At 63.5% G+C, this 26,520-nt stretch carries 22 protein-coding genes and 6 pseudogenes; 11 read left to right on the forward strand and 17 right to left on the reverse strand.

The window, feature by feature from the left end:
- Positions 1 to 9: 9 nt before the first annotated feature.
- A pseudogene (locus tag MPSD_RS14115) lies at positions 10 to 1,407 on the forward strand (flavin-containing monooxygenase); the annotation flags it as partial.
- Positions 1,408 to 1,417: 10 nt separating this feature from the next.
- A pseudogene (locus tag MPSD_RS14120) lies at positions 1,418 to 2,558 on the forward strand (alcohol dehydrogenase catalytic domain-containing protein); the annotation flags it as partial.
- Here the strand turns inward: MPSD_RS14120 and MPSD_RS14125 are convergent.
- Together MPSD_RS14125 and dtd are read right to left on the reverse strand one after the other, a co-directional pair.
- Positions 2,439 to 3,344 (reverse strand): annotated as a pseudogene (locus tag MPSD_RS14125) (class I SAM-dependent methyltransferase); the annotation flags it as partial. The pseudogenes MPSD_RS14120 and MPSD_RS14125 sit on opposite strands and share 120 nt — an antisense overlap.
- Positions 3,345 to 3,385: 41 nt before the next feature.
- Positions 3,386 to 3,817 (reverse strand): D-aminoacyl-tRNA deacylase, encoded by a 432-nt coding sequence (gene dtd / locus MPSD_RS14130; RefSeq protein ID WP_011740834.1) that lies wholly within the window; start codon positions 3,815 to 3,817, stop codon positions 3,386 to 3,388.
- Positions 3,818 to 3,882: 65 nt separating this feature from the next.
- On the opposite strand from dtd, the gene MPSD_RS29395 reads away from it, so the two are divergent.
- Together MPSD_RS29395 and MPSD_RS14140 are read left to right on the forward strand one after the other, a co-directional pair.
- Positions 3,883 to 4,104 (forward strand): hypothetical protein, encoded by a 222-nt coding sequence (locus tag MPSD_RS29395; RefSeq protein WP_020787412.1) that lies wholly within the window; start codon positions 3,883 to 3,885, stop codon positions 4,102 to 4,104.
- 9 nt (positions 4,105 to 4,113) lie between these two features.
- Positions 4,114 to 4,440 (forward strand): MTH1187 family thiamine-binding protein, encoded by a 327-nt coding sequence (locus tag MPSD_RS14140; RefSeq protein WP_012394498.1) that lies wholly within the window; start codon positions 4,114 to 4,116, stop codon positions 4,438 to 4,440.
- Here MPSD_RS14140 and MPSD_RS14145 read toward each other — a convergent pair.
- Together MPSD_RS14145 and MPSD_RS28150 are read right to left on the reverse strand one after the other, a co-directional pair.
- Positions 4,437 to 4,931, reverse strand: coding sequence for a macro domain-containing protein (locus tag MPSD_RS14145; protein ID WP_086085629.1), 495 nt, complete (start codon positions 4,929 to 4,931; stop codon positions 4,437 to 4,439). The two genes, MPSD_RS14140 and MPSD_RS14145, sit on opposite strands and share 4 nt — an antisense overlap.
- A gap of 199 nt (positions 4,932 to 5,130) precedes the next feature.
- Positions 5,131 to 5,436, reverse strand: a complete 306-nt coding sequence (locus tag MPSD_RS28150; RefSeq protein ID WP_020787410.1) for a hypothetical protein — start codon at positions 5,434 to 5,436, stop codon at positions 5,131 to 5,133.
- 125 nt (positions 5,437 to 5,561) lie between these two features.
- Between MPSD_RS28150 and MPSD_RS14155 the strand changes: the two genes are divergently transcribed.
- Positions 5,562 to 6,833, forward strand: coding sequence for a competence/damage-inducible protein A (locus MPSD_RS14155; RefSeq protein WP_020787409.1), 1,272 nt, complete (start codon positions 5,562 to 5,564; stop codon positions 6,831 to 6,833).
- Positions 6,834 to 6,928: 95 nt separating this feature from the next.
- Here the strand turns inward: MPSD_RS14155 and MPSD_RS14160 are convergent, their stop codons facing one another.
- Positions 6,929 to 8,197, reverse strand: a complete 1,269-nt coding sequence (locus MPSD_RS14160) for a sialate:H+ symport family MFS transporter (RefSeq protein ID WP_036427321.1) — start codon at positions 8,195 to 8,197, stop codon at positions 6,929 to 6,931.
- A gap of 66 nt (positions 8,198 to 8,263) precedes the next feature.
- Between MPSD_RS14160 and MPSD_RS14165 the strand changes: the two genes are divergently transcribed.
- The 3 genes from MPSD_RS14165 to MPSD_RS14175 all read left to right on the forward strand — a co-directional run bounded on the left by MPSD_RS14165 (position 8,264) and on the right by MPSD_RS14175 (position 10,474).
- Positions 8,264 to 9,331: an amidohydrolase family protein gene (locus MPSD_RS14165; protein WP_086085630.1), complete on the forward strand. Its 1,068-nt coding sequence runs from the start codon at positions 8,264 to 8,266 to the stop codon at positions 9,329 to 9,331.
- Between the two features lie 16 nt (positions 9,332 to 9,347).
- Complete coding sequence (locus MPSD_RS14170; RefSeq protein ID WP_015355564.1) at positions 9,348 to 9,749, forward strand: phage holin family protein; 402 nt, start codon at positions 9,348 to 9,350, stop codon at positions 9,747 to 9,749.
- A gap of 293 nt (positions 9,750 to 10,042) precedes the next feature.
- Positions 10,043 to 10,474 carry an anti-sigma factor antagonist gene (locus MPSD_RS14175; protein ID WP_011740808.1) on the forward strand — a complete coding sequence of 144 codons (432 nt, stop codon included), beginning with the start codon at positions 10,043 to 10,045 and terminating at the stop codon, positions 10,472 to 10,474.
- 14 nt (positions 10,475 to 10,488) lie between these two features.
- Here MPSD_RS14175 and MPSD_RS14180 read toward each other — a convergent pair.
- The 6 genes and pseudogenes from MPSD_RS14180 to MPSD_RS14210 form a co-directional block, all read right to left on the reverse strand.
- Positions 10,489 to 11,473 (reverse strand): annotated as a pseudogene (locus tag MPSD_RS14180) (FAD-dependent oxidoreductase).
- A 12-nt stretch (positions 11,474 to 11,485) separates the two neighbouring features.
- Positions 11,486 to 11,956, reverse strand: coding sequence for a hypothetical protein (locus MPSD_RS14185; protein ID WP_015355567.1), 471 nt, complete (start codon positions 11,954 to 11,956; stop codon positions 11,486 to 11,488).
- A gap of 48 nt (positions 11,957 to 12,004) precedes the next feature.
- Positions 12,005 to 12,430 carry a hypothetical protein gene (locus MPSD_RS14190; RefSeq protein ID WP_015355568.1) on the reverse strand — a complete coding sequence of 142 codons (426 nt, stop codon included), beginning with the start codon at positions 12,428 to 12,430 and terminating at the stop codon, positions 12,005 to 12,007.
- Positions 12,418 to 13,248 carry a hypothetical protein gene (locus MPSD_RS14195; protein WP_232022513.1) on the reverse strand — a complete coding sequence of 277 codons (831 nt, stop codon included), beginning with the start codon at positions 13,246 to 13,248 and terminating at the stop codon, positions 12,418 to 12,420. The genes MPSD_RS14190 and MPSD_RS14195 overlap by 13 nt, the downstream gene beginning before the upstream one ends.
- Positions 13,249 to 13,899: 651 nt before the next feature.
- Positions 13,900 to 15,140: pseudogene (locus MPSD_RS30850) on the reverse strand (PPE family protein).
- 334 nt (positions 15,141 to 15,474) lie between these two features.
- The gene (locus tag MPSD_RS14210; RefSeq protein ID WP_086085631.1) at positions 15,475 to 16,074 is read right to left on the reverse strand and encodes a TetR/AcrR family transcriptional regulator; all 600 of its coding nucleotides are present in this window, start codon (positions 16,072 to 16,074) and stop codon (positions 15,475 to 15,477) included.
- Between the two features lie 114 nt (positions 16,075 to 16,188).
- Between MPSD_RS14210 and MPSD_RS14215 the strand changes: the two genes are divergently transcribed.
- Positions 16,189 to 17,769 carry a phytoene desaturase family protein gene (locus MPSD_RS14215; protein ID WP_020787398.1) on the forward strand — a complete coding sequence of 527 codons (1,581 nt, stop codon included), beginning with the start codon at positions 16,189 to 16,191 and terminating at the stop codon, positions 17,767 to 17,769.
- Positions 17,770 to 17,819: 50 nt separating this feature from the next.
- Here MPSD_RS14215 and MPSD_RS14220 read toward each other — a convergent pair whose 3' ends face one another.
- From MPSD_RS14220 to MPSD_RS14235, 4 genes are read right to left on the reverse strand one after another with little or no spacing between them, the layout of a single operon-like run.
- A complete protein-coding gene (locus tag MPSD_RS14220) occupies positions 17,820 to 18,824 on the reverse strand; it encodes a zinc-binding dehydrogenase (protein WP_020787397.1) in 1,005 nt (334 codons plus the stop codon).
- A 42-nt stretch (positions 18,825 to 18,866) separates the two neighbouring features.
- Complete coding sequence (locus MPSD_RS14225; protein WP_011740819.1) at positions 18,867 to 19,295, reverse strand: SRPBCC family protein; 429 nt, start codon at positions 19,293 to 19,295, stop codon at positions 18,867 to 18,869.
- Complete coding sequence (locus tag MPSD_RS14230) at positions 19,292 to 19,618, reverse strand: ArsR/SmtB family transcription factor (RefSeq protein WP_036426574.1); 327 nt, start codon at positions 19,616 to 19,618, stop codon at positions 19,292 to 19,294. Before MPSD_RS14230 ends, MPSD_RS14225 begins: the two co-directional genes overlap by 4 nt.
- 58 nt (positions 19,619 to 19,676) lie before the next feature.
- Positions 19,677 to 20,735, reverse strand: coding sequence for a hypothetical protein (locus MPSD_RS14235; protein ID WP_232022516.1), 1,059 nt, complete (start codon positions 20,733 to 20,735; stop codon positions 19,677 to 19,679).
- 115 nt (positions 20,736 to 20,850) lie between these two features.
- Here MPSD_RS14235 and MPSD_RS14240 point away from each other — a divergent pair, with 115 nt between their 5' ends.
- The gene (locus tag MPSD_RS14240; RefSeq protein WP_020787394.1) at positions 20,851 to 21,573 is read left to right on the forward strand and encodes an MBL fold metallo-hydrolase; all 723 of its coding nucleotides are present in this window, start codon (positions 20,851 to 20,853) and stop codon (positions 21,571 to 21,573) included.
- 6 nt (positions 21,574 to 21,579) lie between these two features.
- On the opposite strand, the gene MPSD_RS14245 is transcribed toward MPSD_RS14240, so the two are convergent.
- On the reverse strand, positions 21,580 to 21,948 hold the full coding sequence (locus tag MPSD_RS14245) for a hypothetical protein (protein WP_086085633.1): 369 nt from the start codon (positions 21,946 to 21,948) through the stop codon (positions 21,580 to 21,582).
- 134 nt (positions 21,949 to 22,082) lie between these two features.
- Between MPSD_RS14245 and aceA the strand changes: the two genes are divergently transcribed.
- Positions 22,083 to 24,371: an isocitrate lyase ICL2 gene (gene aceA, locus MPSD_RS14250; protein ID WP_020787393.1), complete on the forward strand. Its 2,289-nt coding sequence runs from the start codon at positions 22,083 to 22,085 to the stop codon at positions 24,369 to 24,371.
- 95 nt (positions 24,372 to 24,466) lie between these two features.
- Here aceA and MPSD_RS14255 read toward each other — a convergent pair.
- Positions 24,467 to 26,470: pseudogene (locus tag MPSD_RS14255) on the reverse strand (PPE family protein); the annotation flags it as partial.
- Between the last annotated feature and the right edge of the window lie 50 nt (positions 26,471 to 26,520).

A 26,520-nucleotide genomic window follows, 5' to 3' on the forward strand; every position in this document is an offset into this window, starting at 1 on the left:
CCGGAGCCCTGGGAAAACCGCTATCCCGGCGCGCGTGTTGATGTAGCCAACCATTTCTACTGCTACAGCTTTGAACCCAACAACGATTGGACGCATTTCTTCGCCGAACAGTGGGAGCTGCAGGACTATTTCGCAAAGGCGATCGACACGCACGATCTGGGTCGGCATATCCAGTGGAATACCGAAGCCCTGGGGGCCGAGTGGAACGATGACGACGGAGTCTGGACCGTTCGGCTGCGGTCGGCCGACGGCACCACGCGCACCCTCTCCGCGCGGGCGCTCATCACCGCCGTGGGTCAGCTGAACCGTCCCTATGTCCCGGAATTCGACGGTGCCGACACCTTTGCCGGGCCATCGTTTCACTCCGCAGCCTGGGACCGGTCGGTGGACCTGACCGGTAAGCGGGTCGCCCTGGTCGGCGCCGGCGCCAGCGGTTTCCAGATCGCACCGGCGATCGCCGAGGATGTGGCGCAGCTGTCCGTGTTTCAGCGCACGGCCCAATGGATGTTTCCCAACACCATGTATCACGACGAAGTCGGAGACGGCGTGCGCTGGGCGATGCGCCACCTGCCGTTCTACGGCAGGTGGTACCGATTCCTGCTGCTCTGGCCGGGAGCCGACAAGGGCCTCGACGCCGCCCGTACCGATCCGAACTACGCCGACCAGGACTATGCGGTCAGCGATATCAACGCCGCGGCGCGGATGATGTTCAGCCAGTGGATCAGCAGCCAAGTCGCCGACGGCGACGCGCTATTGAGCAAGGTGCTGCCCGACTATCCGGCTACCGGCAAGCGGACCCTGCAGGACAACGGTAGCTGGCTGGCCACGCTGCAGCGCGACAACGTGGACTTGGTGCGCACTCCGATTCGACGCATCACACCCACCGGCATCGTTACCGAAGACGGCGTGACGCACAGCGTTGACGTGATTGTCTACGCTACCGGCTTTCGGCACACCGATGTGCTGTGGCCGCTGCAGGTCATCGGCCGCAATGGAATCGACCTGCACCGCGTGTGGGGGAGACGGCCCTACGCCTACCTGGGGATCACGGTTCCGGGATTTCCCAATCTCTTTCTCATCTACGGGCCCGGCACGCATCTCGCTCACGGCGGCAGCCTGATCTTTCAATCGGAACTTCAAATGCGCTATATCAACCTGTGCCTGGAACGCTTGGTGGCCGATAGCATTGGTTCACTGGAACCGACTGACGAAGCGGCCGCGGGCTGGCACGAGCGGACGCAAGCCGAGATCAAGAAGATGGTGTGGTCGCACCCGGCCGTCAAGCATTCCTACTTCAAGAACGCCGACGGGGAAATTCATACGGTCAGCCCGTGGCGGCTCAACGAGTATTGGGCCGCGGTACGTCAGCCCGATTGGTCTAAGTTCGTTCTCCGACAAAGAAAGTGAGCACGCCGACATGCGCACCGTAGTCATCGACGGGCCGGGCAGTATCCGCGTCGACAACCGTCCCGACCCGGCACTGCCCGGATCTGACGGAGTCATAGTCGTCGTGAGCGCCGCGGGTATCTGCGGCTCCGACCTGCATTTCTACGAGGGCGAATACCCCCTGGCCGAGCCGGTGGCCCTGGGTCATGAGGCGGTTGGCACGGTGGTGGAGAAAGGACCCGACGTCCACACCGTCGAAGTGGGTGACCAGGTCATGGTGTCCTCGGTGGCCGGATGCGGCGCCTGCGCGGGTTGCGCCACCCGCGATCCGGCGATGTGTGTTTCCGGGCCACAGATCTTCGGATCCGGCGCGCTGGGCGGCGCGCAGGCCGACCTGCTCGCGGTCCCGGCCGCGGACTTCCAGGTGCTCAAGATTCCCGCTGCAATCACCACCGAGCAGGCGTTGCTGCTCACCGACAACCTCGCAACCGGCTGAGCGGCCGCACGCCGGGCCGATATCCCCTTTGGCGCAACGGTGGCAGTCATCGGCCTGGGCGCGGTGGGGCTGTGCGCGGTGCGCAGTGTCCTCGCCCAAGGCGCTGCGACCGTGTTCGCGGTGGATCGAGTGCAGGGGCGCTTGCAGCGGGCCGCCGAATGGCGAGCGACCGCCGTCGCTTCTCCGGCGGCCGAGGCCATTGTCGCAGCGACGAGTGGGCGCGGCGCCGATTCGGTGATTGATGCCGTGGGCACCGACGCATCAATGACCGACGCGCTCAACGCCGTTCGGGCCGGCGGCACCGTGTCCGTTGTCGGCGTTCACGATCTGCAGCCGTTTCCGCTTCCCGCCCTGACCTGCCTGCTGCGCGGCATCACATTGCGACTGACCATCGCACCCGTGCAGCGCACCTGGTCAGAATTGATTCCGTTGCTCGAGTCGGGACGCCTTGATGTGGACGGGATCTTCACCACTTCATTGCCACTGGACGAAGCTGCCAAGGGGTACTCGATTGCCGGTTCCCGGTCCGGCAATGACGTGAAGGTGCTGCTCAAGGTTTAGTAGCGACGATGTACTCGGAGTGCATGATGGCGTCGAGGCGCACATCCACCGCGGGGGGCGTCATTCCATAGCCGGCTTCCAACTCGAGCGTGTTGCGAACAGGTTCGACGACCCACCCGCGCGCCGCCAGCCATTGGGCCGGATTGGTCTTGTCGTCATACGTCAAGGCAGAGAAGTTCACGTCGCCAGACAGATTGACCCCGGGGTGCGTCTGCTCCAGGGCGACGAGCTGATCGTGATCCAACCGCGACCCCAGGGCCCCCGTGGCGATTCGGCTGCCCGGCGCACAAAGGTCATCGATCCGCGCGAATAGGGCATCTTGCGCGTCAGCGGTCAGATATGGCAACAGTCCTTCCACCGACCAGGCGCTGGGCTGACCCGGCTCGAACCCCGCTGCGTGCAGCGTCGCCGGCCAGTCGGTGCGCAGATCCGCCGCTACCTCGTTTCGTCGCGCTTTGGGCTCGACACCATGGCGCTGCAGCACCCGTGCTTTGAACTCGAGAACTTGTGGCAGGTCGATTTCGAATACCGTTGTTCCGGATGGCCATTCGAGCCGATAGGCCCGCGAGTCAAGACCGGCGGCGACGATCACCGCCTGTTTGGTTCCCGCGGCGGCGGCGGAGCGGAAAAAGTCATCGAAAAACCGGGTCTGGACTCCGTAGAGGCGGGGGAACGCGGTTTCGTCCACGGAGGTTGGCGGATGGGCGAGTTGGTCGTTCAAATACGCATCCCCGGACGCCGCGATGAAGTACTTCGCATACTCGTCGGGAGCCAGCGGTTGCGACCCGACCGTGTCCAGCGCGCGCCATCCCGCCACCAGCAATGCGGTGTAACCGACGCCGCTGACGATGTCCCACTGGTCATCGTCGGAACGACGAGATCCATATTCGGATGTAGTCATCGATACCTCCCGCTACGGCGCCAACCTACCGCCGCACGCGATCACAGTTCCAGCATGACGGTCACCGGACCGTCGTTGATGAGCTCAACCTGCATGTGGGCCCCGAAGACACCGGCTTCCACGTGGGCGCCCAGCGCCCGCAAGGCCTCAGCGAACGCGGCCACCAGCGGCTCGGCCACCGCCCTCGGCGCCGCAGCGTTCCACGATGGCCGCCGTCCCTTGACGGTATCGGCGTAGAGCGTGAACTGACTGACCACCAGAATCGGCGCGCCAAGGTCAGAAGCCGATTTCTCGTCGGTGAGAATACGCAAATACCAGAGCTTTTCGGCAAGCCGCCGGGCCTTGTCGCCGTCGTCACCGTGAGTCACACCGACGAAGGCCAGCAGTCCCTGGCCGGGCGGCCGGACGGCGCCGACCACGTCACCGTCGACCGTCACCGCTGCCGAGCACACCCGTTGCACCAGAACCCGTATGGGCCTCGATGCTGCCAGGTCGGGTCGCAGCGCCAAGGGGCCGGTCTGGGTAGGCGCATGTCGCTGTGAGCGTGCGGGTGCCACGTGTTGCGGTGGCGGAAATCCGATCGCTTGGTCTGGCGGTAGCGGCGGCACTGGTGGAAGCAACCGATCTCGCCAATTGCGGACGGCTGTTCTCCCACTGCGGGGCGTATCGTGCTGAGGGCCGGATTCTTGCTGCCGTGGCTGCGGTCCTGGCCGTCGCGGTGCCGAGTACGGCCGTGCCGACCGACAGCGGCTTGACATAGGAGAAAAGCGTGTCTGTGCTTGTCGCGTTTTCCGTTACCCCGATGGGCGTTGGTGAAGGCGTTGGCGAGATCGTGGCCGAAGCGGTTCGGGTGGTTCGCGATTCCGGGTTGCCCAACCAGACGGACTCGATGTTCACCGTGATCGAAGGCGATACCTGGGAAGAGGTCATGGCGGTGGTACAGCGCGCGGTGGAGGCCGTCGCGGCCCGCGCGCCGCGAGTCAGCACCGTGATCAAGGCGGACTGGCGCCGGGAAGCCAGTGACGCAATGACCGGCAAAGTCGCGTCGGTAGAGCGTTACCTAGCTCAGCCCGGCAGCGATCAGCCAGCACCTTAGGCCTGCACTGCAGCGACAAATGCTTTCTCGGCCGCATTTCCGTGCACGGCAAAAACCACCCGCTTTAGCGAACCCGGGTGGTGTCGCCGCACCGCTTCGACCATCAGCCGTGCCGCCCGTTCGAGCGGGAAGCCGCCGACGCCGATGCCAAATGCCACCAAGGCCAGCGAGCGGCAACCGAGCTCATCGGCCTTGCCCAAGGCAGAGCTGGCGGCCCGAGAGATGAGCTCGGACGAGGTAGGACCGCCCAGCTCCATTGTCGCCGCGTGGATCACGTAGCGCGCCGGCATCTCGCCGGCCGTGGTTTCGACCGCTTCTCCGAGCCCGATCGGCGCCTTTTCATTCGATTCACGCTGGATATCCGGCCCACCGGCGCGGGAGATGGCCGCTGCGACGCCACCGGCATGGCGAAGTTGGGTATTGGCGGCGTTGGTGATCGCGTCGAGTTCGAGCTTCGTGACGTCAGCCTGGACTACCTCTAGCTCGATCATGGGCCCATTGTCCGTCGCGCACCGCCGGAAACGCCATCAACCGGCCGGCTTCGGCCAGCCAGCCGCGACGACGCGGACCAAAGCGGAGGGACTGCCACGGCACGGCCTGGAGTCTGATGCCGGTCGAGGCGGCCGCTGAGATAACGTGACAGAACCGAGGAAGTTTGGCTGGCCCACCAGGAGGCACACCGATGGCTCGTCACTGCACACCCCTACCGGCGCGAATCGCATGAGTAGCGATACCGGTGAGCCCGGCGGCCAAGACGGCCAAGGCGGGGCGGGTGGCCGCGGTGGTGCCGGCGGCAGGGGCGGTGCCGGCGGTCCTGGAGGTCAAGGCGGCCGGGGCGGCGACGGCGGACCGGGCGGTGCACCTGGCATAGGTGGTCGGCCCGGCGAGGGTGGTCCGGGCGGCGCCGGCGGCGAACCGGGCCCCGGCGGAACCCCCGGTCAGCCCGGCCAGCCTGGTCAGCCGGGCCAACCGGGTCAACCTGGCGCCCCGGGCCACTAGATCACCTGCAGGCGCTGAGCGCCGAATGTGCGGCCCCGGCCGTCGCACCCCAGCTGGGCATTAATCGACTTGCCAAGAAGGCACTTTCGTCGCCGGATCGGCCGGTGCGTAGGCTGAGGCCGGTGAGCGCACGTGCGGGCATCGTGGTCACCGGAACTGAGGTTCTCACCGGCCGTGTCCAAGATCGCAACGGCCCGTGGATCGCCGACCAGCTGCTCGAGCTGGGTGTCGAGCTGGCCCACATCACCATCTGCGGCGACCGCCCTGCCGACATCGAAGCGCAGCTGCGATTCATGGCAGACCAGGACCTCGACCTGATCATCACCAGCGGTGGCCTAGGACCTACGGCCGATGACATGACCGTCGAGGTGGTCGCCCGTTTCTGTGGACGCGAGCTGATACTGGACGCGGAACTGGAAGACACGATCGCCAACATCCTCAAGAGGCTGATGGCGCGCAACCCGGGTTTCGACCCCGGCAACTTCGACTCGGTACTGGCCGCCAATCAGAAGCAAGCGATGATCCCGGTTGGTGCGCAAGTGATCAATCCGGTGGGTACCGCGCCTGGTCTGGTGGTGCCGGGAAAGCCGGCGGTCATGGTGCTTCCAGGACCCCCGCGCGAGCTTCAGCCCATGTGGCACAGTGCCATTCAGATGCCCGGGGCGCAGGAGGCGATCGCCGGCCGAACGACCTACCGGCAAGAGACAATACGGATGTTCGGACTGCCGGAGTCCGGGTTGGCCGAGACCTTGCGCAGTGCCGAGACGACCATCCCCGATTTTGGCGCGCTAGAGATCACGACATGCCTGCGGCGCGGAGAAATCGAGATGGTCACGCGGTACGAACCGGGCGCGGCAGACACCTATGCGCAAGTAGCGCGACTGCTGCGCGATCGCCATGGCGATCAAATCTACTCCGAAGACGGCTCGCAGGTGGACGATCTGGTGGCACGATTGCTTGCCGACCGGCGCATCGCGACCGCGGAATCGTGCACCGCTGGAGTCCTGGCCGCTCGGCTCACCGACCGCCCTGGCTCTTCGGCCTATGTCATGGGCGGTGTGGTGAGTTACTCCAATGAGGCCAAGGCCGAGTTGCTCGGCGTCGACCCAGCACTGATCGAGATGCACGGGGCAGTTTCAGAACCGGTGGCGCAGGCCATGGCGGCGGGGGCATTGCAGCGCTTCGGCGCCGACACCGCGGTCGCGATTACCGGAATCGCCGGTCCCGGTGGGGGAACCGAGCAAAAGCCGGTCGGGACAGTCTGTTTTTGCGTGTTGGTCGGCGACGGTCGCAACGTCACTCGAACGCTGCGGCTGCCCGGAAATCGGTCCGACATCCGCGAACGCTCAACGACCGTTGCCATGCACCTGTTGCGGCGTGCGTTGAGCGAATAACTCGGCCGACGATTCGCCGCCGGTCGATCGTGCGGCGACCGCTCCCGAGTCGGGCTAGCCGGAGCGCGCATTTCGCGATCCCGACGCTGTCTGCGTCATGTCTTCCCTGGTAAAAAGGCGGTCTCGGCAGTGCCGAAGTGGACACCGGTCGCGTCCTTGCCGATCAGCGCCAGCACCGCGACCACGGTCAACACCGGCACGATTGTCACGGCCAAGGCAAACGGATACCCGTGGGTTTCGGCCAGATGTTCCTGAATGGGCAGGTTCATCGCCGCCAGCAGGTTGCCGAGCTGATAGGTGACCCCGGGGTAGAGGCCGCGAATGGCGTCCGGCGACATCTCGGTCAAGTGCGCCGGGATCACGCCCCAGGCCCCCTGCACGCATAGCTGCATCAAGAAGGAACCCAGGCACAGCATCGCGGCGGTACGCGAATAAGCGAATATCGGCACGATCGGCAACGCCAATACCGCGCAGAACGCAATCGTGTATCGCCGGCCGAAGCGCTGTGAAAGGGTGCCGAACATCAGCCCGCCGATGATGGCGCCCGCGTTGTAGACGACCACGATCCAGCGGGCGGTAGCCGACGACAATCCGGCACCGTGGTCGGTGGTGGCGGTGAGGAAACTCGGGTAGACGTCCTGGGTACCGTGGCTCATCCAGTTGAAGGCGGTCATCAGCAACACCAGGTAGACGAACCGCCGGATGATCGCCGCGTTGCGCAGCACGTCTCGGACTCGGGTCTTGGTGAGCCTCATCCGGTCCTGCGCGGCCTCCCACACCTCGGATTCCTTCACCCGGTACCGAATGATCAGGCTGATCAACGCGGGGATGATGGACAACCCGAACAGCCAGCGCCAGGACAGACCCAGCCAGTTCATCACCACCAGGCTCGACACCGTGGCCAGCAGATAGCCGAACGCATAGCCCTCTTGCAGCAGCCCCGAGAAAAATCCGCGCCGACCGACGGGAACCTTCTCCATGGCAAGCGCCGCACCCAATCCCCACTCACCACCCATGCCGATGCCATAGAGCAGGCGCAAGATCACCAGCACCGTGAAGTTGGGGGCAAAGGCGCACAAGAACCCGACCACCGAGTACAAGGCCACGTCGACCATGAGCGGAACGCGCCTGCCGACCCGATCTGCCCACAGCCCGAAGATCAACGCACCCACCGGCCGCATGGCCAGCGTCGCGGTGGTCACGAACGCGACTTCGGTCTTGGTGTGATGAAAGGTTTTGGCGATGTCGGCGTAGACCAGCACCACGATGAAGTAGTCAAACGCGTCCATCGTCCAGCCCAAGAACGCCGCGATAAACGAATTCCGCTGGTCGACGTTCAGCCACGGTGTTTTCACGTTCTGCATCGTGGCGTACCGCACGCCGGACCGCGCACCTGGGGTGGCGGCCACTCGCGAGTAGCTTGGGCGTATATGCGAATCATCGATGCCGATGGACATGTCGCCGAAAACGCGTCGCTGACCGGCGAAGCGCTGCGTCGTTGGCCGGACCGGGTGCGACTCACTACGCGCGGTCGACCGCATCTGATGATCGAGGGCCGGCACTACCCGCAGGACAACGGTCCCGGGGCCGGGTGTCCGCCCCAACACGGCATCAGCAAAGCTCCCGGAATCAACTGTGCGACAGCCGATGGGGTACTCGCCGACGCCGATCGCGATCACCTGGACACGATGGTGCTCTATCCCAGCGTCGGGCTCTGCGTTCCCAGCCTGGAAGACCCGGCGTTCGCCGCCGGTTTCGCGCGCCTCTACAACGAGTGGATCGCGGACTTCTGTGCCCCGACAAACGGGCGACTACGCGGTGTCGGTGTCACTCCCATCGAACACGGGCAAGTGGCCATCGACATCATGAAAGAGGCCAACGAGCTGGGGCTGGTCGCAACGTTGGTCCCACCCGCGCTCAAGTCCCGCAACCTTGACCATGCCGACCTGGATCCGTTCTACGCCGCCGCCGTCGAGCAGGGGATGCCGCTGGGAATTCACGGCGCCCCCGGTATGCACCTGCCCAAAATCGGCGTGGACCGCTTCACCAACTACATCCAGGTGCACTGCATCAGCTTCCCTTTCGACCAGATGACGGCGATGACCGCGCTGGTCTCGGGCGGTGTCTTTGACCGTCATCCCCGATTGCGAGTTGCCTTTCTGGAGGCGGGCGTCGGCTGGGTCCCCTTCTTTGTCGACCGCCTGCACGAGCACTACGAGAAGCGCAGTGACTGGATCGACGGAGGCTGGCGCCGCGACCCGCACGACTACCTGCGCGCCGGCAACGTCTGGGTGACCTGCGAGCCCGACGAGCCAATCCTGCCTGGCGTGATTGACGTGCTGGGCGATGACTTCATCATGTTCGCCAGCGACTACCCGCATTGGGACGGCGAGTGGCCCGAGAGCACGAAGCAGCTGCGCACCAGGACCGACATCGGTGAACAGTCTCGGAACAAGATCGCTGGACTCAACGCCCAGCGCTTCTACGAGCTGAATTGAATGGCAGGATCGGCGCATGGGACCTTTTCTGCTACGCGCCGCCGTCACAGGATTTGCATTGTGGGTGGTCACGCTCTGCATCTCGGGGATCCGATTTGTCGGTGGCGACACGACGTTGGAGAAGATCGGGATCATCTTCGTTGTCGCGGTGATCTTCGGCCTCGTCAACGCCATCATCAAGCCCATCGTGCAATTTCTGTCAATCCCGCTCTACATCCTGACGCTGGGCCTCATTCACGTCGTCATCAACGCGTTCATGTTGTGGATCACCGCCCGGATCACCGAAGACACCACCAGGTGGGGCCTGCAGATCGACCACTTCTGGTGGACCGCCGTCTGGGCCGCCATCCTCTTGTCGATCGTGAGCTGGCTTCTGTCGTTGCTGACTCGTGATTTGCGCCGCGTAGCGCGCGGCTAGCCATTATTAGTTGGCCTTCGATTAGGTTGCTGAGGGCAGGTAGAACACGACCATAAATTGAAGTTCAGCCACCTACGTCGATCGATGTGACAAACTTGCCGGGCAAGAGCGCCCAAAATTACCGCACGCGACACCCTATGTTGTCAGCCACAGTTGCACATATGCTTACGAACACAGCTCGCTAACGCGCTCGGAGACAGTAGCTCTGCTGCGATTGCGAGGACCGATGGTTTGTCCTCGCGGATCCAGGTCGGCGCTACCTAACGGCACACTAGGACGGGATAGTGCGAAGAGTGAACACCGTCGCGATGGGGTCATCGCCTAGTTCATCGAGCACCCGGCTGAGTTCACCCGCCGGGGATCCGCATACCGGTCTACGGGCGGTCACCGAGTGCACCGGCTCGGCAGTGGTTGTTCACGTCGGAGGAGACGTTGACGCCAGCAATGAGGTGGTCTGGCAGCGGTTGGTGAATCGCAGCGCTGCCATCGCCATCGCGCCGGGTCCGTTCGTGATCGATATTCGTGACCTGGATTTCATTGGCTCATGTGCCTATGCGGTTTTGGCCCAAGAGTCGGTGCGGTGCCGTCGGCGCGGCGTGAATCTGCGATTGGTGAGCAACCAGCCCATCGTTGCCCGCACCATTGCCGCGTGTGGACTGCGCCGTCTGCTGCCGATGTATTCGTCGGTCGAAGCCGCGTTGTCGCCCGTTCCCAACGGGCACTGAGCGGGCCCTGCCCTTCAGCAATCGAGGCCGGCCAGCCGCGCAACATCAAGCGCGCAACCCCACGACAAAGTCACACCATCGCCCCCGTGACCGTAGTTGTGAATACACCGCGTCGCCCCAATCTGTTCGACTTCCACACGCACCGACGGCCGATCGGGCCGCAATCCGGTAATTGTTTCGATGACCGGCGCGTCGGCCAATCTGGGTTCGATCCGCCGGCAGTCTCGCAGGATACGGTCGGTCACCTGGGGATCCGCAGTGGTGTCCCAGCGATCAAGAATGCTGATGCCGCCGCACACCACCCGGTGCGGGTGAGGGAAGTAGCAGATCCATTCCGGGCCATCACCTAGCTGCATGAACAGTTGGTCCAAGCCGGGGTTGGCCAGCACAACATGCTGGCCAAATCGCGGCCGAAGGGTGTCATCGCCGGCCAACTCCCTGGCACCCAGACCAGAACAGTTGATCACGATCGGCGCGCTCTGAGCGGCTTCGGTCAGCGACCGCACCCGGGTGTATCTCAATTTCACAACCCGCCGCGGCAAGCCGCGTCGTCAAGTAATCAAGGTAGCGGGGCATATCGATCATCGGCAGGGTCGCTGCAGTGGCCGCGGGAAAGCCGTCCGGAACGTCGGTATCGGCGACCGGACGCAGGCCGGGAATCATGTCCTCCCCAGACGCCGTCACGTCCACCTCGGCTATCTCCCCAACACTGATAGCGGGCATCAGCTGCACACCGCTGGTCGGATCGTCGGCCAGCTCGCGAAACCGATGCAGTGACTGCTCGGCCCACTTTCGGGTCTTGACGACGGGTTCCACAAATCGCGGTCGCCACACCGCACCCGCCACCGCGGAGGTGGTTTGCCGTGGCAGCAGATCGGTCCACACCCGCACCGGCCAACCCGCTTCGGCCAGGCACAGGGCCGACGTCAGCCCGCTGACGCCGGCACCGATGACGACGACTTGTTGCGCATCACTTGCCGCGGTGCGACCGCTGCCCAAGATCGACCTCAATTAGGACGGGGGTACTTGCTGACCATTCGGAGCGAGCAGCCCGTTGAGTATCCCCAGATTCATCTGCAGCTGGCCCCCGGCGGCCGGGCCGGGAAGCTCGGCGGGCACATCGGCGTCAGGGGTGCTCTGCCAGGGTTGGCAGCCGCTCGTCTTGAACGCCTTGTCGGTCGGCTCGATTTGCACTACCTGAGGCTTCTTGGTCATCGCGTTGTCGATGAGGGCGCCATCGGGGTTGCTCATGCGCTTCCAATAACAGGTCCCGTCGCCGACCGGCCCCGCCGACGTATAGGTACCGGGAACGATGTCGGTGCCCACGGCATACGTGCCGTCGTGATCCATCGTCGTCTTCGGCGCGGGCGGCGCTGGTTGGGGATCGGCCGCGGCAACGCCCATCGACCCCGCCCAGCCCGCAAGCAGCAATCCCGCAGCGCCAAGGCGCGCCGCGTGGGATGCCATTACCTTCGAGCCCATAGCACTGCAGCCTACCGGGGTGAGCAGCGCATTTCGAACTGCTGGTATCTACGCCGCCAGACTCGGGTGCCCGCGTCCGCGGCGCGCGAGCATCCCGCACGCATATAGATAGCAGAATGCGGTGCCGACCATCAGTGACGGCGCGATCGTGGTGGCAACGTGCGGCGTACCTACCAGGACGTGCCCCGTCACCAATGCGGTCGCGGCCAGCATCGACGACCCCAGCCACGACAGCCAAAAGCCGCGTCTGGGAGTGCGCCCCAAGCGAAATAGCCGCTCCAGCACCAGCTCCAACATCAGGGTCGCGGCCATACTCAACAGCATCTGTGTCAAAGCCGCGCGCAGCGCCACCGCGGCGCCGCCCGCCTGATTGGCAAACGCCGCCCAGCTGCCATACAACACACCGGCACCTACCGCGAGTAGCACCTGGCGGGCGCCCTCGCGTGTCCAGCCGTTGCGAACTACTGCGACCATCGGAAGACGCGCAGCCTTACCTGGCGATACAACCCGCCGAAGATGTTGGCGGCATTGAGCGGTATCCAGACCAACAGAGCATCACCCTCGCAGAATCGCGGATTGATTCGGCTGTAGAACCTCACGTCCGGGTGATCGTCGAGCTTGCTCATGCGAGACGCGTCGCGCGGAATCCCGTCCGAGCGCACCACCCAGGAATCCGCGTTGGTCCGAACGTAGTGTCGGCCCTCGCCAATGCTCCGCACCAAGTTGTCGACCTCAGCCGGCGTCGCGCAGGTGCGACACGGATATACCCGCGGCATGGTCCGGGTGAACAGGCAGTAGGCAACCGGTGAGGAGGTGCGAGCGAGGTACCCTAAAGCGGTGCCCGGCTGGCGGAGTTTGAAGCGCAGCGCCTGACGCAGTCCGAAAAACATGGCGACCACGCCGCATCCGTTATACCCGGGCCGGAAGAAGCCACCGCCGGAAAACGCCGCCATCCGACTTTTCCCATGAGTGACGCATTGAACACCGTTAATGGCGAACCCGGCCAACTCGCCAAAAGTGCCGTAATAAAGCGCAAACGTGAGCTCGCCAGCGCTGAACAGGTGCTCTTCGAATTGTTCGCGCGTGTGCCCGTACATGGTCTCGCTGTAGACAGAATAAAGACGGTCCAGCAGCGCCGAACGTTGGTCGTAAGACAGCGATCTCGACGGAACTCGTTCACATCTCACGATCCGATGATTTCCGGCTTCGGCAGACTGCGGTAAAGACGGCGGCGGCGGCGGTGCAGGCGCCGATTCCGGTCGAAGTAGGGGAGACGTCGCCGCGGCGGACACCCGCGCAGACCCCTTGGAGCGAGTTGCTTTTAGCGTGAAAATGATGGCTCCTCTCTGGTCCTGCGTTCGGCGTGGCCTCGCGCAGCTGGCCACGTAGGCAATCCTGACATCGACCAGAGAAATGTGAGCACAAAATGGCGGAATTTTCGCACACGTTTAACAAATGAAGCTCATTTTGAATTCAAAACTACATTCTAGAATCTACATTTCATGATGCGATGAATTTTTGCTGCGGGGAGTTCGCATAAGCGCCGAACACGCATTCGCCCATATGGCACGTTAGCCTGCGGTGATGTAGCACGATATGGAGAGACGGAATTACCTCGCTGTAACCAGCAATCGCAGCGGCGAGTCATGGCACGCCCGCCCGAATAGCGCTAATAATTCACTTGACAGCACGTCAATTTTGTGATGTTTGACAGCCTCGGGGTCGACGAAGACATACGCCGCATAGCCGTCGACGAGTCGATGCTCACCGAGCAGGGTTTGCGATCTCATATCTGATAGTGGCCGAGGACGGCGGCATACCCCGAAGCGCATCGGATCCCGGTCGGCGGCCACGAACGGGAAGCCATGGCCCCCGCGCTGGCCGGCGGGAAGGGCTGCCAGCTGTTGCGCTCTGGGTCGTCGGTAGTTGTCGGTGGTGTGCTCTCACAGGGCCGGCGGCGAGACCCCGCTACCGCTAGTGGAGCCGACAACCTGCAGCGGCCAGGTAGCCGGCAAGACGGGCACGCCGGCACCACTGCCGAATTCACCACCACCGGTCGCCGACAAACCCGCGGGCCGCACCTTGGTGCCGGTGGCGGAGACCCCCGCGAAGCCCACCGTTCCTGCACCACGGCCGCCTGCCAGCTCCGACACCGGCCTCCCATCGGACGCTGCCTGCACCACGGAGGCCGATCCCACTCCGGGACGCACCGAACCTGACGCCCCGACTGGGCTGTGCCCCCGCGAGAATCACTGACGAGTATTTCGTGGGGTGCGTCCACCACAGCGCGATCGGAGTTGTCTCGTGCTGCCATCATCTGAAGGTCGCCAACGTGACGGGTGACCCCCAACGGCGTGCTGGTCGCCAACGGCACCCCAGCGCAGATGTGGCCGGTGGGAGCTAACGCCGCTCCCGAAAGCGGCGAGCCCGGTGCTGCGGTCACATCCATAGCTGCGCCGAATCCCTGAGTCGTGGAGACGCTGACCAACTGGCAACCGTCAAGATCAAGGCCGTCGAACGGGTCAAACTCGCATAGTTCCCCCGCAACGTCCAGCCCAAGAACGCCGTCGTTGAAGGAAGAGACGGAGAATTCGTCGCTGTCGGCGAAGCCGGACCAACTGGTGGCATTGCCAACCCCCTCGACGCCGGGATTGACCAACACCGGGGATGGGCAGGTCGGCGGCACCTCGAGTAGCGCCGCACTCGTGCAGGATTCATAAACGCCCATCACGCCGGCGGCCTGGATCCACATCCGCACATAGTCCGCCTCGTTCACAGCTATGGGAACCCCGTTTAGGCCAAAGAAATTCGTCGCGACCAGCACCCCGTGTACAGCATGATTTTCCTGCAATTCCGCCATCGTGGGCATCTCGGCTAAGGCATCGCCATATGCCGCCACCATCATCTGGAGCGCAGCACCAGCCCGCTGACAGACGATTGCGGCGTGGTCGAGCCACACCACGTAAGGGGTGTGCGCTGCTACATAATCATCGGCAGCACGGCCCTGCCAGAGGCGTATCGCTTCGCAAATTTGATGATCGACCTCTGCCGCTGTTGCCTCGAAAAGCGCACCCAGCGATAGCCACCCGGCGGCGGCCACCAGGATTCCTCCGGGCCCCGGTCCAGTGCTCGGCAACGACGAATGCACCTCAGGCGGCGAAGCCATCCAGAGCGGCGATGTCATGCCCGACTACCTCCGCAACAGCCAGGCTCACCGATCCGACCCAACCCCGCGACACCGTAATCGGCCAGCGCGGTAGCGGCCGTACCGGCGCTCGCCACCCCTGCACGAACCCGCAGGCTCACAACAATGCGCCTCCAATGCATCACGCACATCAAGGGCAGCCCCGCCATGGCCGATCCCTGGCGTAACACTCACACTTCAGAAATACTGGACTTGTCCTGCCCGCCTACGAATTTCGGTTGCCCTGGCCTGCCATGCCCCAAGGCGCCGTAGACCAGAAGCCGCGACTGGCGCAACGCAGCGCCGTTGACAATACCGGACACCTTCACCGCCGCTAGGACAGCGGCGCCAAACCGGACCGCACCAGATCCAGGCTCGCGGCCACCAGTTCGCCGAGGTCTTCGGCACACCCGTAGCGGCCCCAATTTTCCACCGCCACCACAAGAGCCGCTGCAATCGTCGCGCCGGCGACCTCCGCAACAAGGTCGACATTGGCCACATCCGCATACCGGTCTCTGACGAACGCGGTCAGCACCTGCGCGAACGACGACTGCACCACCCGCAGATGGCTAGCGATCCGATCCGCGCTGGTCAACTCGCTTCGAGCGGTTGCGGCCTGGCGCACCACTTCCAGATCATGCGGAAAGGCGGCGACACTGGCCAAGACCGCATCAAAGAGCGGCTCGGACACCGGGCGTTGGGCAAGCGCCCGCGCGAGCCACTCCAGCTGGTTCTCATAGTCCTGGAACAGCACCGCTTCTTTGGTCGGAAAATGCCGGAAGAACGTCCGTTCGGTAACACCGGCCTCTCGTGCCAGCTCGGTCACCGTCACCTGAGCAAATCCCTTACGCGCAAAGCTCTTTAATGCAGCCCGCCGCAGCGCTTCGTGGGTGGATCGTCGACGCAGTTCGTGACGGTTGGTGGGCACGGTCATCTCGCGCCGATGCTATCTCAGCGGCGCAAAAGATGTCAGGGCTGACATCTTCAAAATATGTCAGTACTGACATAACCTGGGACGTGCGCATTGCCTACTCGGGAGGAAATAGCCGTGACGGACTATGACGCGATCGTGGTGGGAGCTGGGCACAACGGGTTGACCGCCGCCGCGGTTCTGCAACGCGCGGGACTTCGCACCCTATGCATGGAAGCCAACACATACGCCGGAGGAATGGCCGCAACGGTTGAACTGATCGACGGCTTCCACTTCGAGATCGCAGGATCGGTGCAATTTCCGACGGCCAGCCAAATCAGCAAAGAGCTTGGGCTGGACACCTTGCCCACCGTGGCACCCGAGGTGATGTCGACCAACATCGGCGAATCCGGCGAAGAGGCGATGATCTTCTATCGCGATCCGCTGCAACTGATCTCACACCTAGGCGAAAAGCACGGCTCGGCGACTGTCACCGGCATGGCCGAGCTGATCGGCTGGAGTCAGGGGCCGGCCCGGGCACTCGGCCGCTTCGAGGTGCGCACGCCGCCCCGGACCCTCGACGAGATGTATGCCTGCGCCACCAACCAGGCCGAGCGCAGGGCTATTCACGAAATGCTATTCGGCTCCGCGATGGACGTGATTGACCGATTCCTGCCGGACAAGGAAAAACATGCGGTGATGCGCGGAATGTTGGCGCTTCTGGCCGTCAATTCCACCTACCGTGGACCATTTACTCCTGGCAGTGCCGCCTGCCTGGCGTTTGCCCTTGCAGTGCCCGACGACAGCACCGCGATGATGACCAAGCTCAGGGGCGGCATCGGTGCCCTGACCGATCATCTGCGGGAGCGTTTCGCATCGGCCGGCGGCGAGATCCGATTCCGCTCGAAAGTAGTGGAGATCGTCGTTGACCGTGGGGCGGTGTCTGGTGTGCGACTGCCCGACGGCTCGGTGATCGGCACGCCGGTCGTGGTGTCCAACCTGGCACCGGACGTGACCCTAGCCAAGCTCGTCAGGCCGGAACACGTCCCGGCAGATCTGCTGGCACGGTTGGCCGGGCGCGACCATCGGGCCTCCTTCGTACAGATCCACTTCGCCCTCGACGCGCTACCCGAATTCGCACCACCCTATGAGCTGTTGAATGAGCCGGGAATGCAGCAGTCGGTCGGCATCTTCGGAACGCCCGAGGAACAGCAACAGCAATGGGAAACCTGCCGGCGAGGCATCGTGCCGGAGAATCCCTCGATGGGGATGCAGATTCCCTCGGTCCACGACAGCGGCCTCGCACCGCCGGGCAAGCACGCCGCCAGCGCTTATGCGTACGCGTTTCCGGTGGAGGTCGACCGCGACCAACATGGTCATCTGAAACGCATTATGGCCCAACGCGTTATCGACAAGATCACCCGATTCGCCCCCAACTTCAAAGACATTGTGATCCGCTACATCACGTTCGCGCCGTATCACATGCAAACAATGTTCGGGGCCCCCTCGGGTGACTTCTGCCACGGGTTGTTGCATCCGGATCTGATGGGGCCTAACCGCCCCGGCCCCAGGGGATTTCTCGACTTTCCGATTCCCATCGACGGCCTCTACCTCGGCGGCGCTGGATGCCATGGCGGCCCGGGCATCACCTTCATACCGGGCTACAACGCTGCCTATCAGGTGCTCGAGGATGTGGCCACACGGCAAACATCGGGATAGCACAACAGCATTGGCGACTGGCTATACGTGTACCGATGCGCGCCGAACGCTCATGGCACCAGCACAACCTTGCCGATGTTCTCCCGGGCCGCCAGAATGCGGTGCGCTTCAGGCGCTTCGGCGAACGGTATCGCCGCGTGAACGATCGGCGCAGCGGTACCTTGACCGAGCGCCTCACTCAGGGGCGCGATCCAAGGCTCGAGCGTGCCACGGTCGTCCCACAATCGCAGCATGTTGAGACCGATCACGGTTTTGGACTCCTCGAGCTGCTTCATCAGGTTGAAGCCGCGCAGCATCGATAGCGCATGTGGGGCCACCCGGCGCAGCGAGCGCTTCTCGCCCTCCTGCATGTTGGAAACCCCGTAGCCGACCAGCCTGCCTCCCGGCCGCAGCAGCTCATACGATCGGCGCAGGGAGGTGCCCCCGAGCGCGTCGAGCACGAGGTCATAGGAGTCCAGGCCCTTCCACCAGCCGTCCCGGCGGTAGTCGATGGCCCGATCGACTCCCAATTCGGCAAGCCGCTGATGCTTCCCAGGAGATGCGGTTCCGTGCACCTGAGCACCCGCCGCCTTGGCGAATTGAACAGCCGCGATGCCAACACCACCGGCCGCGGCGTGCACCAGCACACGCTCTCCGGCCCGCAACGACCCGTACCCGTGCAGAGCCGCCCACGCGGTTGCGTAGTTCACCGGGACCGCGGCCCCCTGTTCAAAGCTCAATCCTTCGGGGAGCACCACCGAGTCGGTCGCCGTGACGTTCACTATCTCGGAATAGCCGCCGAACCGTGTCCCAGCCAAAACTCTTTCGCCGATCCGGCTTTCGTCGACGCCGGCGCCCACCGCCTCGACAGTCCCGGCGACTTCGTAGCCAACCACCGCCGGAAGCTTCGGTGCATCCGGGTAGAGACCCACGCGGGCGAGGTGGTCAGCGAAGTTCACCCCCGCCGCGCGAACCGCGATCCGCAGCTGACCCGGGCCGGGCGGCGGCGGGTCGGGCCACTGCTGCACCTGCAGGACCGACGGGTCACCATGTTTCGTGATTACGACAGCACGCATTGTTCCTCCATATCAGGACTCATCGAACCGCAGCTTGCGGAATTACTCGCCGATGGCTGCTTTCTCGGCCCCATCGGCAGTCGCCGTGACGGCCGCCGCCAGGCGGGGGAGAACCACATCGCGCCAGCCAGGCCCCATGCGCAGGAACGCATCGGCCATACGCTTATCGTTGCGATCAAAGCCACTGTGCTCCAAGAACACCCGGGTGCCAGCGCCTTCGGGCTCCAAGGTCCAGGCGAGCGTCCAGGCGGCGGTGAAGGTGTAGACGAAGCGGCGCGGCGGGTCCACCTCGAGCACTTTGCACGGTTGCTTTCCAAAACCCGGCATGTCGAGTTCGAACTGGTGCCCAACCACCGCGGCCACCTCGCCCTCGGCCCACCAGCGCCGCAGCAGATCGGGTTCGGTCAGCAGCCGCCACACTTTCTCCGGGGGCGCAGCCACGAACTGGTCCACGCAAATCGTCGGGCTCACTGCTGCTCCTCGGCCGCTTCGGCAAGTGCGTACAACTTTTCTCGCCAGAGCTTCTCGAATGGATGCAGCCACTCACCCAGCTCGGCCAGCGGTTCGGCGGTCAGCCGGTAGATGCGCCGGCGCCCCTGCGCCTCGTCACTGACCAGCCCGGCTTCGCGCAGCACCTTGAGGTGTTCTGCGATGGCAGGGCGACTCAGCTCGAACCGGTCGCTGAGTTCACCTGCCGATAGCGGCTGCCCGGTCAGAATCTCAAGTAGCTTGCGCCGCACCGGACTAGCCAGCGCGACGAAGATGCGGTCGCAAATGCGTTCCGGGGTACACACCCGACGAATATATGTCGGAGATTTCCGACATGTCAACTTTTTCCGACATAATGCTCGGCTAGTTCGCGTAGGGGTCCGCCTTATCCGCCACGATGACCTCGTCACCCGCCGCGGCGTCGGCCGGCAGCAACGGAGCAATGGCGTACCTGACTCGTAGTTCGTCGAGTTCGGCATCCACGACCGACCAGAAGTCCCAATTCGGCGCCAGCACATCGGCGGTCATCGAATCCCCGCGCTGCCAGCTGACCAAGAACTTGACCGGGTCCAGCGCTCCTCGGCGCGCGCCGATACCGTTGACCTCGTGGCCCACGTGCCACTCGAAGATCACCGGCAAGATATGCGCGCGCAGCGCATCGCGGCGGTGCATTGCACCGGTGAAGGTACTCACCAGCAGTTCACCCTGAATCGAGGTGCTGTAACCGGACAGCACATGTAGACCGTCATGAGGAACAGCAAACAATCCCGTGAACGCTTCCGTTTCACCGGGAAATCCGAAACCGTGCCGCCGGAAGTGAGCCCAAAACTGGTGCCCGAAAGTTCCTTTGGGCAATCCTTCCAAGGCCAGGAACCGAGCGGCCAGCCTCTTGTCCTCATCGGTCTGCGCCCGGTAGGGCATCATCTCGGTGAGCGTGTCGTCTGGGCTTGCCCAGCCGGGGAAGGTCGACCTGTTGCGTCGCGTCATGTCCGCCATCGCCCAGGCGAGATGCCCACGAGCCACCTGGAGCACGTCTCGCACCCAGCCCGCCCGAACATGCGTCGTGTGGGCGTACTCGACCACCTTGCGCAGCCGCCCAGGATCGATCCGGCCATCGGAGAGCGAGGCGCAGGCGATCAGCGCCGCGGCGTGTTCGGCCAGATCACGATCCGGCCCCACCGCGCGAGCCAGTTCCTGCGGCTCGATGCGCCCCAATCCACTCGGCTCTATCTCCACGGCGGGGCGAAACAACAACCGGCCCGCGGCGACGACGACTCCCTCGCCGCGGCCGGAGCGGGGATCGGCGGGATCGATGGTCTGCTGGGTGACACAATGCGCGGCCGCCAGGATCGCCCGGGCCTGCTCGGCACTCGCGTCCTCGAACACTTTTCCGTCATAACACAGCCGTACTCCGCCGCGCATCGCCCGTAGTAAGTTGGCGCCCGGCGCTGCAATCGTCGACTCCCAGCCAGACCGACCGGCAAGACGCATGCCGCAATCGGCCCGCGCACGCCCGCGACGGCCTACGTTGCTAGCTGTGAACTACGACTGGGAACAGCTGCCCGGCAGCGTCTATCGCTGTCGGCTGCCGTTCTGCGACGTCACAGTCGGTTTGGTGATCGGCCGCGACGACGCACTGCTCGTCGACTCCGGTTCAACGCTGCGCGAAGCGGCCGCAATTCAGGCCGACATCCGGCAACTCACCGACCGCCGTGTGGCACACATCGCGTTGACACACAAGCATTTCGACCACGTGCTGGGCTCCTCGGCTTTTGTCGGCGCCGAAATATGCTGCGCGCCCGAAGTCGCCGAATACCTCTCCTCGGCTGGCCACCAGCTGCGCGAGGACGCGCTGCACCACGGCGCCGATGCTGGGGAGATCGATACCGCAATCGCAGCCTTGCGACCGCCTCGGCACCCGATCTTGGACGCCGACCTCCACCTCGGCGACCGCCGCGTGCGGATCACCCATCTCGGCCGTGGCCACACCAGCTCAGACCTGGTGGTCGTGGCGACCGCGCCGGCTGCTCAGACCGGACCGGTCGTCGTCTTCACCGGTGACCTTGTCGAGGAGTCCGCCGACCCCGCCATCGACGCCGATTCTGACGTCGCGGCATGGCCCGCAACACTCGAGCGTCTACTGGCGATCGGCGGACCCGACGCCATTTACGTCCCCGGTCACGGCAGCGTCGTTGACGCCGACTTCATCCGCGGGCAGCGAGATTGGCTGAAGCAGCGGGCGCACCCCGGCCTGCGCTGAGCGCAGCTAGGGAGTAGCGCATGCGGCAATGAGCGCATCCGGATCGGTGACACTGATCCACAAGGAGCGCACCCGCACCGACATGAACACCGCCTTGGCTTGCGCCGGCGGCTCGATCGTCAGTGCCACCAGGCCCTTTCCGGACCCGTTGACCAACCACCGGCCGCCAGAATAGTGGACCCCCGCCGCGAACACCCTGGCATTGGTGAGCGCGGCACTCTTGATCGACGTTACGGGAATGTCGGCGGCGAACGCCCAACCCATCCGCACGTGCAGGTTGCCTGCCTCGACCCGAACCGCGCAGCTTTTGGGTCCCAGGCCCAGCGGCACCGAAAGGGGCAGGAACCACCGTTCGAACCGCAATTGCGTTTTCACAGAAAAACGATACCGGCGCCGCCCGCCCGGCTGCGAGCGATTTCAGAGACTCGCTTAGCCGATGATTTTGTCGCGTGCTACGGAGATACACTCGGTCCGTTGAGGTAACCGGGCGCACAAAGGAGCGCAAGCCCATGGCTATCGCCGAAACGGACACTGAGGTCCGCACACCGTTCGAGCAAGAAGTCGCCGACACACAGCGATACTTCGACAGTTCCCGTTTTGCCGGGATTGTTCGCCTCTATACGGCGCGACAAGTCGTAGAGCAGCGCGGCACGATTCCGAACGACTACACCGTCGCACGAACCGCCGCGGGCGCCTTCTACCAGCGCCTACGCGAGCTCTACGCCGAGAAGAAGAGCGTAACCACCTTCGGCCCGTACTCGCCGGGCCAGGCCGTGAGCATGAAGCGCATGGGCATCGAGGCGATCTACCTAGGCGGATGGGCGACCTCGGCCAAGGGTTCCACGACCGAGGATCCCGGACCCGACCTGGCCAGCTACCCGCTGAGTCAGGTGCCCGACGATGCGGCGGTACTGGTACGCGCCCTGCTTACCGCCGACCGTAATCAGGAGTACCTGCGCCTGCAGATGACCGACCAGCAGCGCGTCACCACCACGGCCTACGATTTTCGGCCCTTCATCATCGCCGACGCCGACACCGGCCACGGCGGTGATCCACACGTGCGCAACCTCATCCGCCGCTTCGTCGAGGTTGGAGTGCCTGGCTACCACATCGAGGACCAGCGCCCGGGCACCAAGAAGTGCGGCCACCAAGGCGGCAAGGTTCTGGTGCCGTCCGACGAACAGATCAAGCGTCTCAACGCCGCTCGTTTCCAGCTCGACGTGATGCGAGTCCCGGGCATCATCGTCGCGCGCACCGATGCCGAAGCAGCCAATCTGATCGACAGCCGCGCCGACGAACGCGACCAGCCTTTCCTGCTGGGCGCCACCAAACTCGATATCCCCTCCTACAAGTCCTGCTTCCTGGCCATGCTCCGGCGCTTCTACGAACTGGACGTCAAGGAACTCAACGGTCACCTGCTCTACGCTCTCGCCGATGCCGAGTACGCCGCCGCCAACGGCTGGCTCGAGCGTTCCGGCATCATGGGCCTGATCTCCGACGCCGTTAACTCCTGGCGCGAAGACGGGATGCAGACCATCGACGACCTTTTCGACCAAGTCGAATCCCGGTTCGTGGCCGCGTGGGAGGACGACGCCGGCCTGATGACCTATGCAGAGGCCGTGGCCGAGGTGCTCGCGTTCGGTCAAAGCGAAGGCGATCCGGTGCCGATGAGCCCCGAAGAATGGCGGACTTTCGCCGCGCGCGCATCGCTTTATGCGGCTCGGCAAAAGGCGAAGGAAATGGGCGTCGACCCCGGCTGGGACTGCGAGTTGGCAAAAACGCCAGAAGGCTACTACCAAATCCGGGGCGGCATACCGTATGCAATCGCCAAGTCGCTTGCGGCGGCACCATTTGCCGACATCCTCTGGATGGAGACCAAGACGGCCGACCTCGCCGACGCGCGGCAGTTCGCCGAGGCGATCCATGCCGAGTTCCCGGACCAGATGTTGGCCTACAACCTCTCGCCGTCGTTCAACTGGGATACCACCGGCATGACCGACGAGGAGATGAAGCGCTTCCCCGAAGAGCTGGGCAAGATGGGCTTCGTCTTCAACTTCATCACCTACGGTGGGCATCAGATCGATGGTGTTGCCTCCGAAGAATTCGCAACGGCGTTGCGACAGGACGGCATGCTGGCGCTGGCTCGGCTGCAGCGCAAGATGCGCCTCGTCGAGTCCCCTTATCGCACACCACAGACCCTGGTCGGCGGCCCGCGCAGCGATGCTGCGCTGCAAGCCTCGTCCGGACGCACGGCGACTACCAAGGCGATGGGCAAGGGCTCCACACAGCACCAACATCTCGTGCAGACCGAGGTGCCCAAGAAGCTGCTGGAGGAGTGGCTGGCGCTGTGGAGCGATCACTACCAGCTGGGCGAAAAGCTGCGCGTTCAGCTGCGGCCTCGCCGCGCCGGCTCCGACGTGCTGGAACTGGGAATCTACGGCAACGACGACGAACAGTTGGCCAACGTCGTGTTCGATCCCATCAAGGACCGCCACGGCCGCAGCATTCTCACCGTGCGTGACCAGAACACGTTCGCTCACAAGCTTCGCCAGAAGCGGCTGATGACCTTGATCCACCTCTGGCTGGTCCACCGGTTCAAGGCTGACGCGGTCTACTACGTCACGCCTACCGAAGACAACCAGTATCAGACCTCAAAGATGAAGTCGCATGGGATCTTCAGCGAGGTCAACCAGGACGTGGGCGAGATCATTGTCGCGGAGGTCAACCGCCCGCGCATCGAGGAGTTGCTGACGGCGGACCGGGTGGCGCTGCGACAGTTGATCACCAAGGGCGACTAGGCGTACATCTGCCGCTCGGGAGTTCACCCAGCGAGGTTCCAGTCAACCGGATGGCACGATGGATTGACCGTGCCATCCGGCAGGAGCTACGACGGCTACGGGGTGACGCTCTGGAAGAACAAGCCCGACAGGCTGCCGCCGACATTGGCGAAGCCCGACACCAGACTGGTCATCGCTAACGGCAACGTGCCGGTGTTGGCGAAGCCCGAAACACCGGTGCCCAGGTTGGAGAAGCCCGAGAACACGCTGCCGTAGTTTTGGTAGCCCGAGCCACCAATCAGTCCGGTGGCGTTTGTGTTGAACCAGCCCGACAGCCCTGATCCGTTGTTGCCAAACCCAGAACTGCCGCCCGCTCCGGCATTGAAGAAGCCCGATGACGGCGCAGTGCTCGAGTTGAGGAAACCTGAACCGGCGGGGATCGAAACTTGCGCCAACGTACCGGCCGGCACGTGAATGCTCGGGATGGCGAGCGCAGGCGTGGTGAAAGACGCCAGGCCTATCGGCGGGATGGTGAGTTCCCCTGTTGTCGTGGGCGGAATGTTGATCTGCGGGAGGGTGAACCCACCAACCGCAATCGGATCGATGGTGAACGGCTCAGTCGTAATCTGCGGAGTACTGATCTGCGGAAGCGTGAACCCACCAACCGCAATCGGATCGATGGTGAACGGCTCAGTCGTAATCTGCGGAGTACTGATCTGCGGAAGCGTGAAGCCATCAAGCGCAATGGGATCGATGCTCAACGGGGGAGTCGTGAACTCGGGAGTGGTAATCGCCGGCAATGTGAAATCGGCGAGGTGAATGGGCGGAACGTTGATACCCGGGATGGTGAAGTTGGGCAGGCTGAAGCCGGAGATAGAGATTGGACTGATGGTGAATCCGCTGAGGCCAATGGGCCCGAGTGTAAGCGTTCCGGTCTCGAGATAGACCCCCTCCATCCCATAAAAATTACCAATGGCCGGATACTGGCCCGCGATACCTGTTTGCAAAGCAATTATGTTGTTGGGAATGAGCGCTTTGAAATCGAGATGGAAGCCCGGAATTGTGACAACGGGCCCAGCTATTGTGGGCGTTACTATCGTAGGCGTGGTAAACGAACCCGTAGTGATGTTGTTGACGAATATCGACTGAGTGGTGATCCCCGGCAGATCAAAACTACCAATTGCGGTACCCGCAGGTATCGATATCGATGGAATTGTCAACGATGGGATCGCCAATCCCGGCAAGTTAAACGCACCCACCGTAATATTCGCCGGCGTCGTCGCCGCCGGAATCGTCAACGGCGGCAGCGTCAACCCCGGCAGATCAAACGCACCCACCGTGATATTCGCCGGCGTCGTAATGGCAGGTAGCGACATCGAGGGCAGTGTTAGGGCAGGCAGATTGAAGCCCGGAACCGTGATCCCCGGAACGTCAAGAGGCGGCAACGTTAGCTCGGGCAGTCCGATTCCGAAGTACAGGCGGCCCTGACCGACGCCGCGGAAAAAGATGCCGTTATTCATGTCTCCCGTGTTGAACAGGCCGTTGTTCATGTCTCCCGAGTTGAGAATTCCGGTGTTGATGCTGCCGGAATTCAACCAACCAGTGTTCGCGCCCCCGATGTTAAATGAACCCGTGTTGGACGAGCCTGGATTGAAACCCCCCATGTTGTAGCTGCCGGTGTTCAAGATTCCCGTATTTCCATCACCCACGTTCAGGACACCGGTGTTAAATGAACCGGCATTGAAGAGGCTGGTACTGCCATTGCCCGAGTTGAATATTCCCGTGCCGAAGTTACCGGTATTGCCAATCCCAAAATTGCCGCTACCAGAATTGAAGAAACCGATGTTTCCATCGCCCGAGTTGAACAGACCGACGTTGCCGGTGCCGGAATTCAGTAGGCCGATGCCGACCTGATTATTTTCGTTGAGCCCGATACCGATGTTGTTGTTGCCATTATTGCCAAACCCGAAATTTCCACTTCCAATATTGGAGAATCCATTATTGAAGTTTCCCAGATTTCCGAATCCAAAATTATTGCTCCCGAGGTTCGAGGCTCCGATATTTGAACTACCAAAGTTTCCCGATCCAAAGTTGCCGCTCAGGGCTCCGGCGTTGTTGATTAGCAGGCTTGTGAGCTGGGTTGATGATCTTTGGTGCCGCGCTATTGGGG

The organism is Mycobacterium pseudoshottsii JCM 15466, assembly GCF_003584745.1.
GTDB classification, from domain to species: Bacteria; Actinomycetota; Actinomycetes; order Mycobacteriales; family Mycobacteriaceae; genus Mycobacterium; species Mycobacterium marinum.

Coding starts and splice junctions, on each gene's coding strand:
- MPSD_RS14145 (WP_086085629.1), bottom strand. CDS start 4,931: ATGATCGAGCTAGAGGTAGTCCAGGCTGACGTCACGAAGCTCGAACTC.
- MPSD_RS14160 (WP_036427321.1), bottom strand. CDS start 8,197: ATGCAGAACGTGAAAACACCGTGGCTGAACGTCGACCAGCGGAATTCG.
- MPSD_RS14165 (WP_086085630.1), top strand. CDS start 8,264: ATGCGAATCATCGATGCCGATGGACATGTCGCCGAAAACGCGTCGCTG.
- MPSD_RS14170 (WP_015355564.1), top strand. CDS start 9,348: ATGGGACCTTTTCTGCTACGCGCCGCCGTCACAGGATTTGCATTGTGG.
- MPSD_RS14185 (WP_015355567.1), bottom strand. CDS start 11,956: ATGGGCTCGAAGGTAATGGCATCCCACGCGGCGCGCCTTGGCGCTGCG.
- MPSD_RS14190 (WP_015355568.1), bottom strand. CDS start 12,430: ATGGTCGCAGTAGTTCGCAACGGCTGGACACGCGAGGGCGCCCGCCAG.
- MPSD_RS14210 (WP_086085631.1), bottom strand. CDS start 16,074: ATGACCGTGCCCACCAACCGTCACGAACTGCGTCGACGATCCACCCAC.
- MPSD_RS14220 (WP_020787397.1), bottom strand. CDS start 18,824: ATGCGTGCTGTCGTAATCACGAAACATGGTGACCCGTCGGTCCTGCAG.
- MPSD_RS14235 (WP_232022516.1), bottom strand. CDS start 20,735: ATGCGCGGCGGAGTACGGCTGTGTTATGACGGAAAAGTGTTCGAGGAC.
- aceA (WP_020787393.1), top strand. CDS start 22,083: ATGGCTATCGCCGAAACGGACACTGAGGTCCGCACACCGTTCGAGCAA.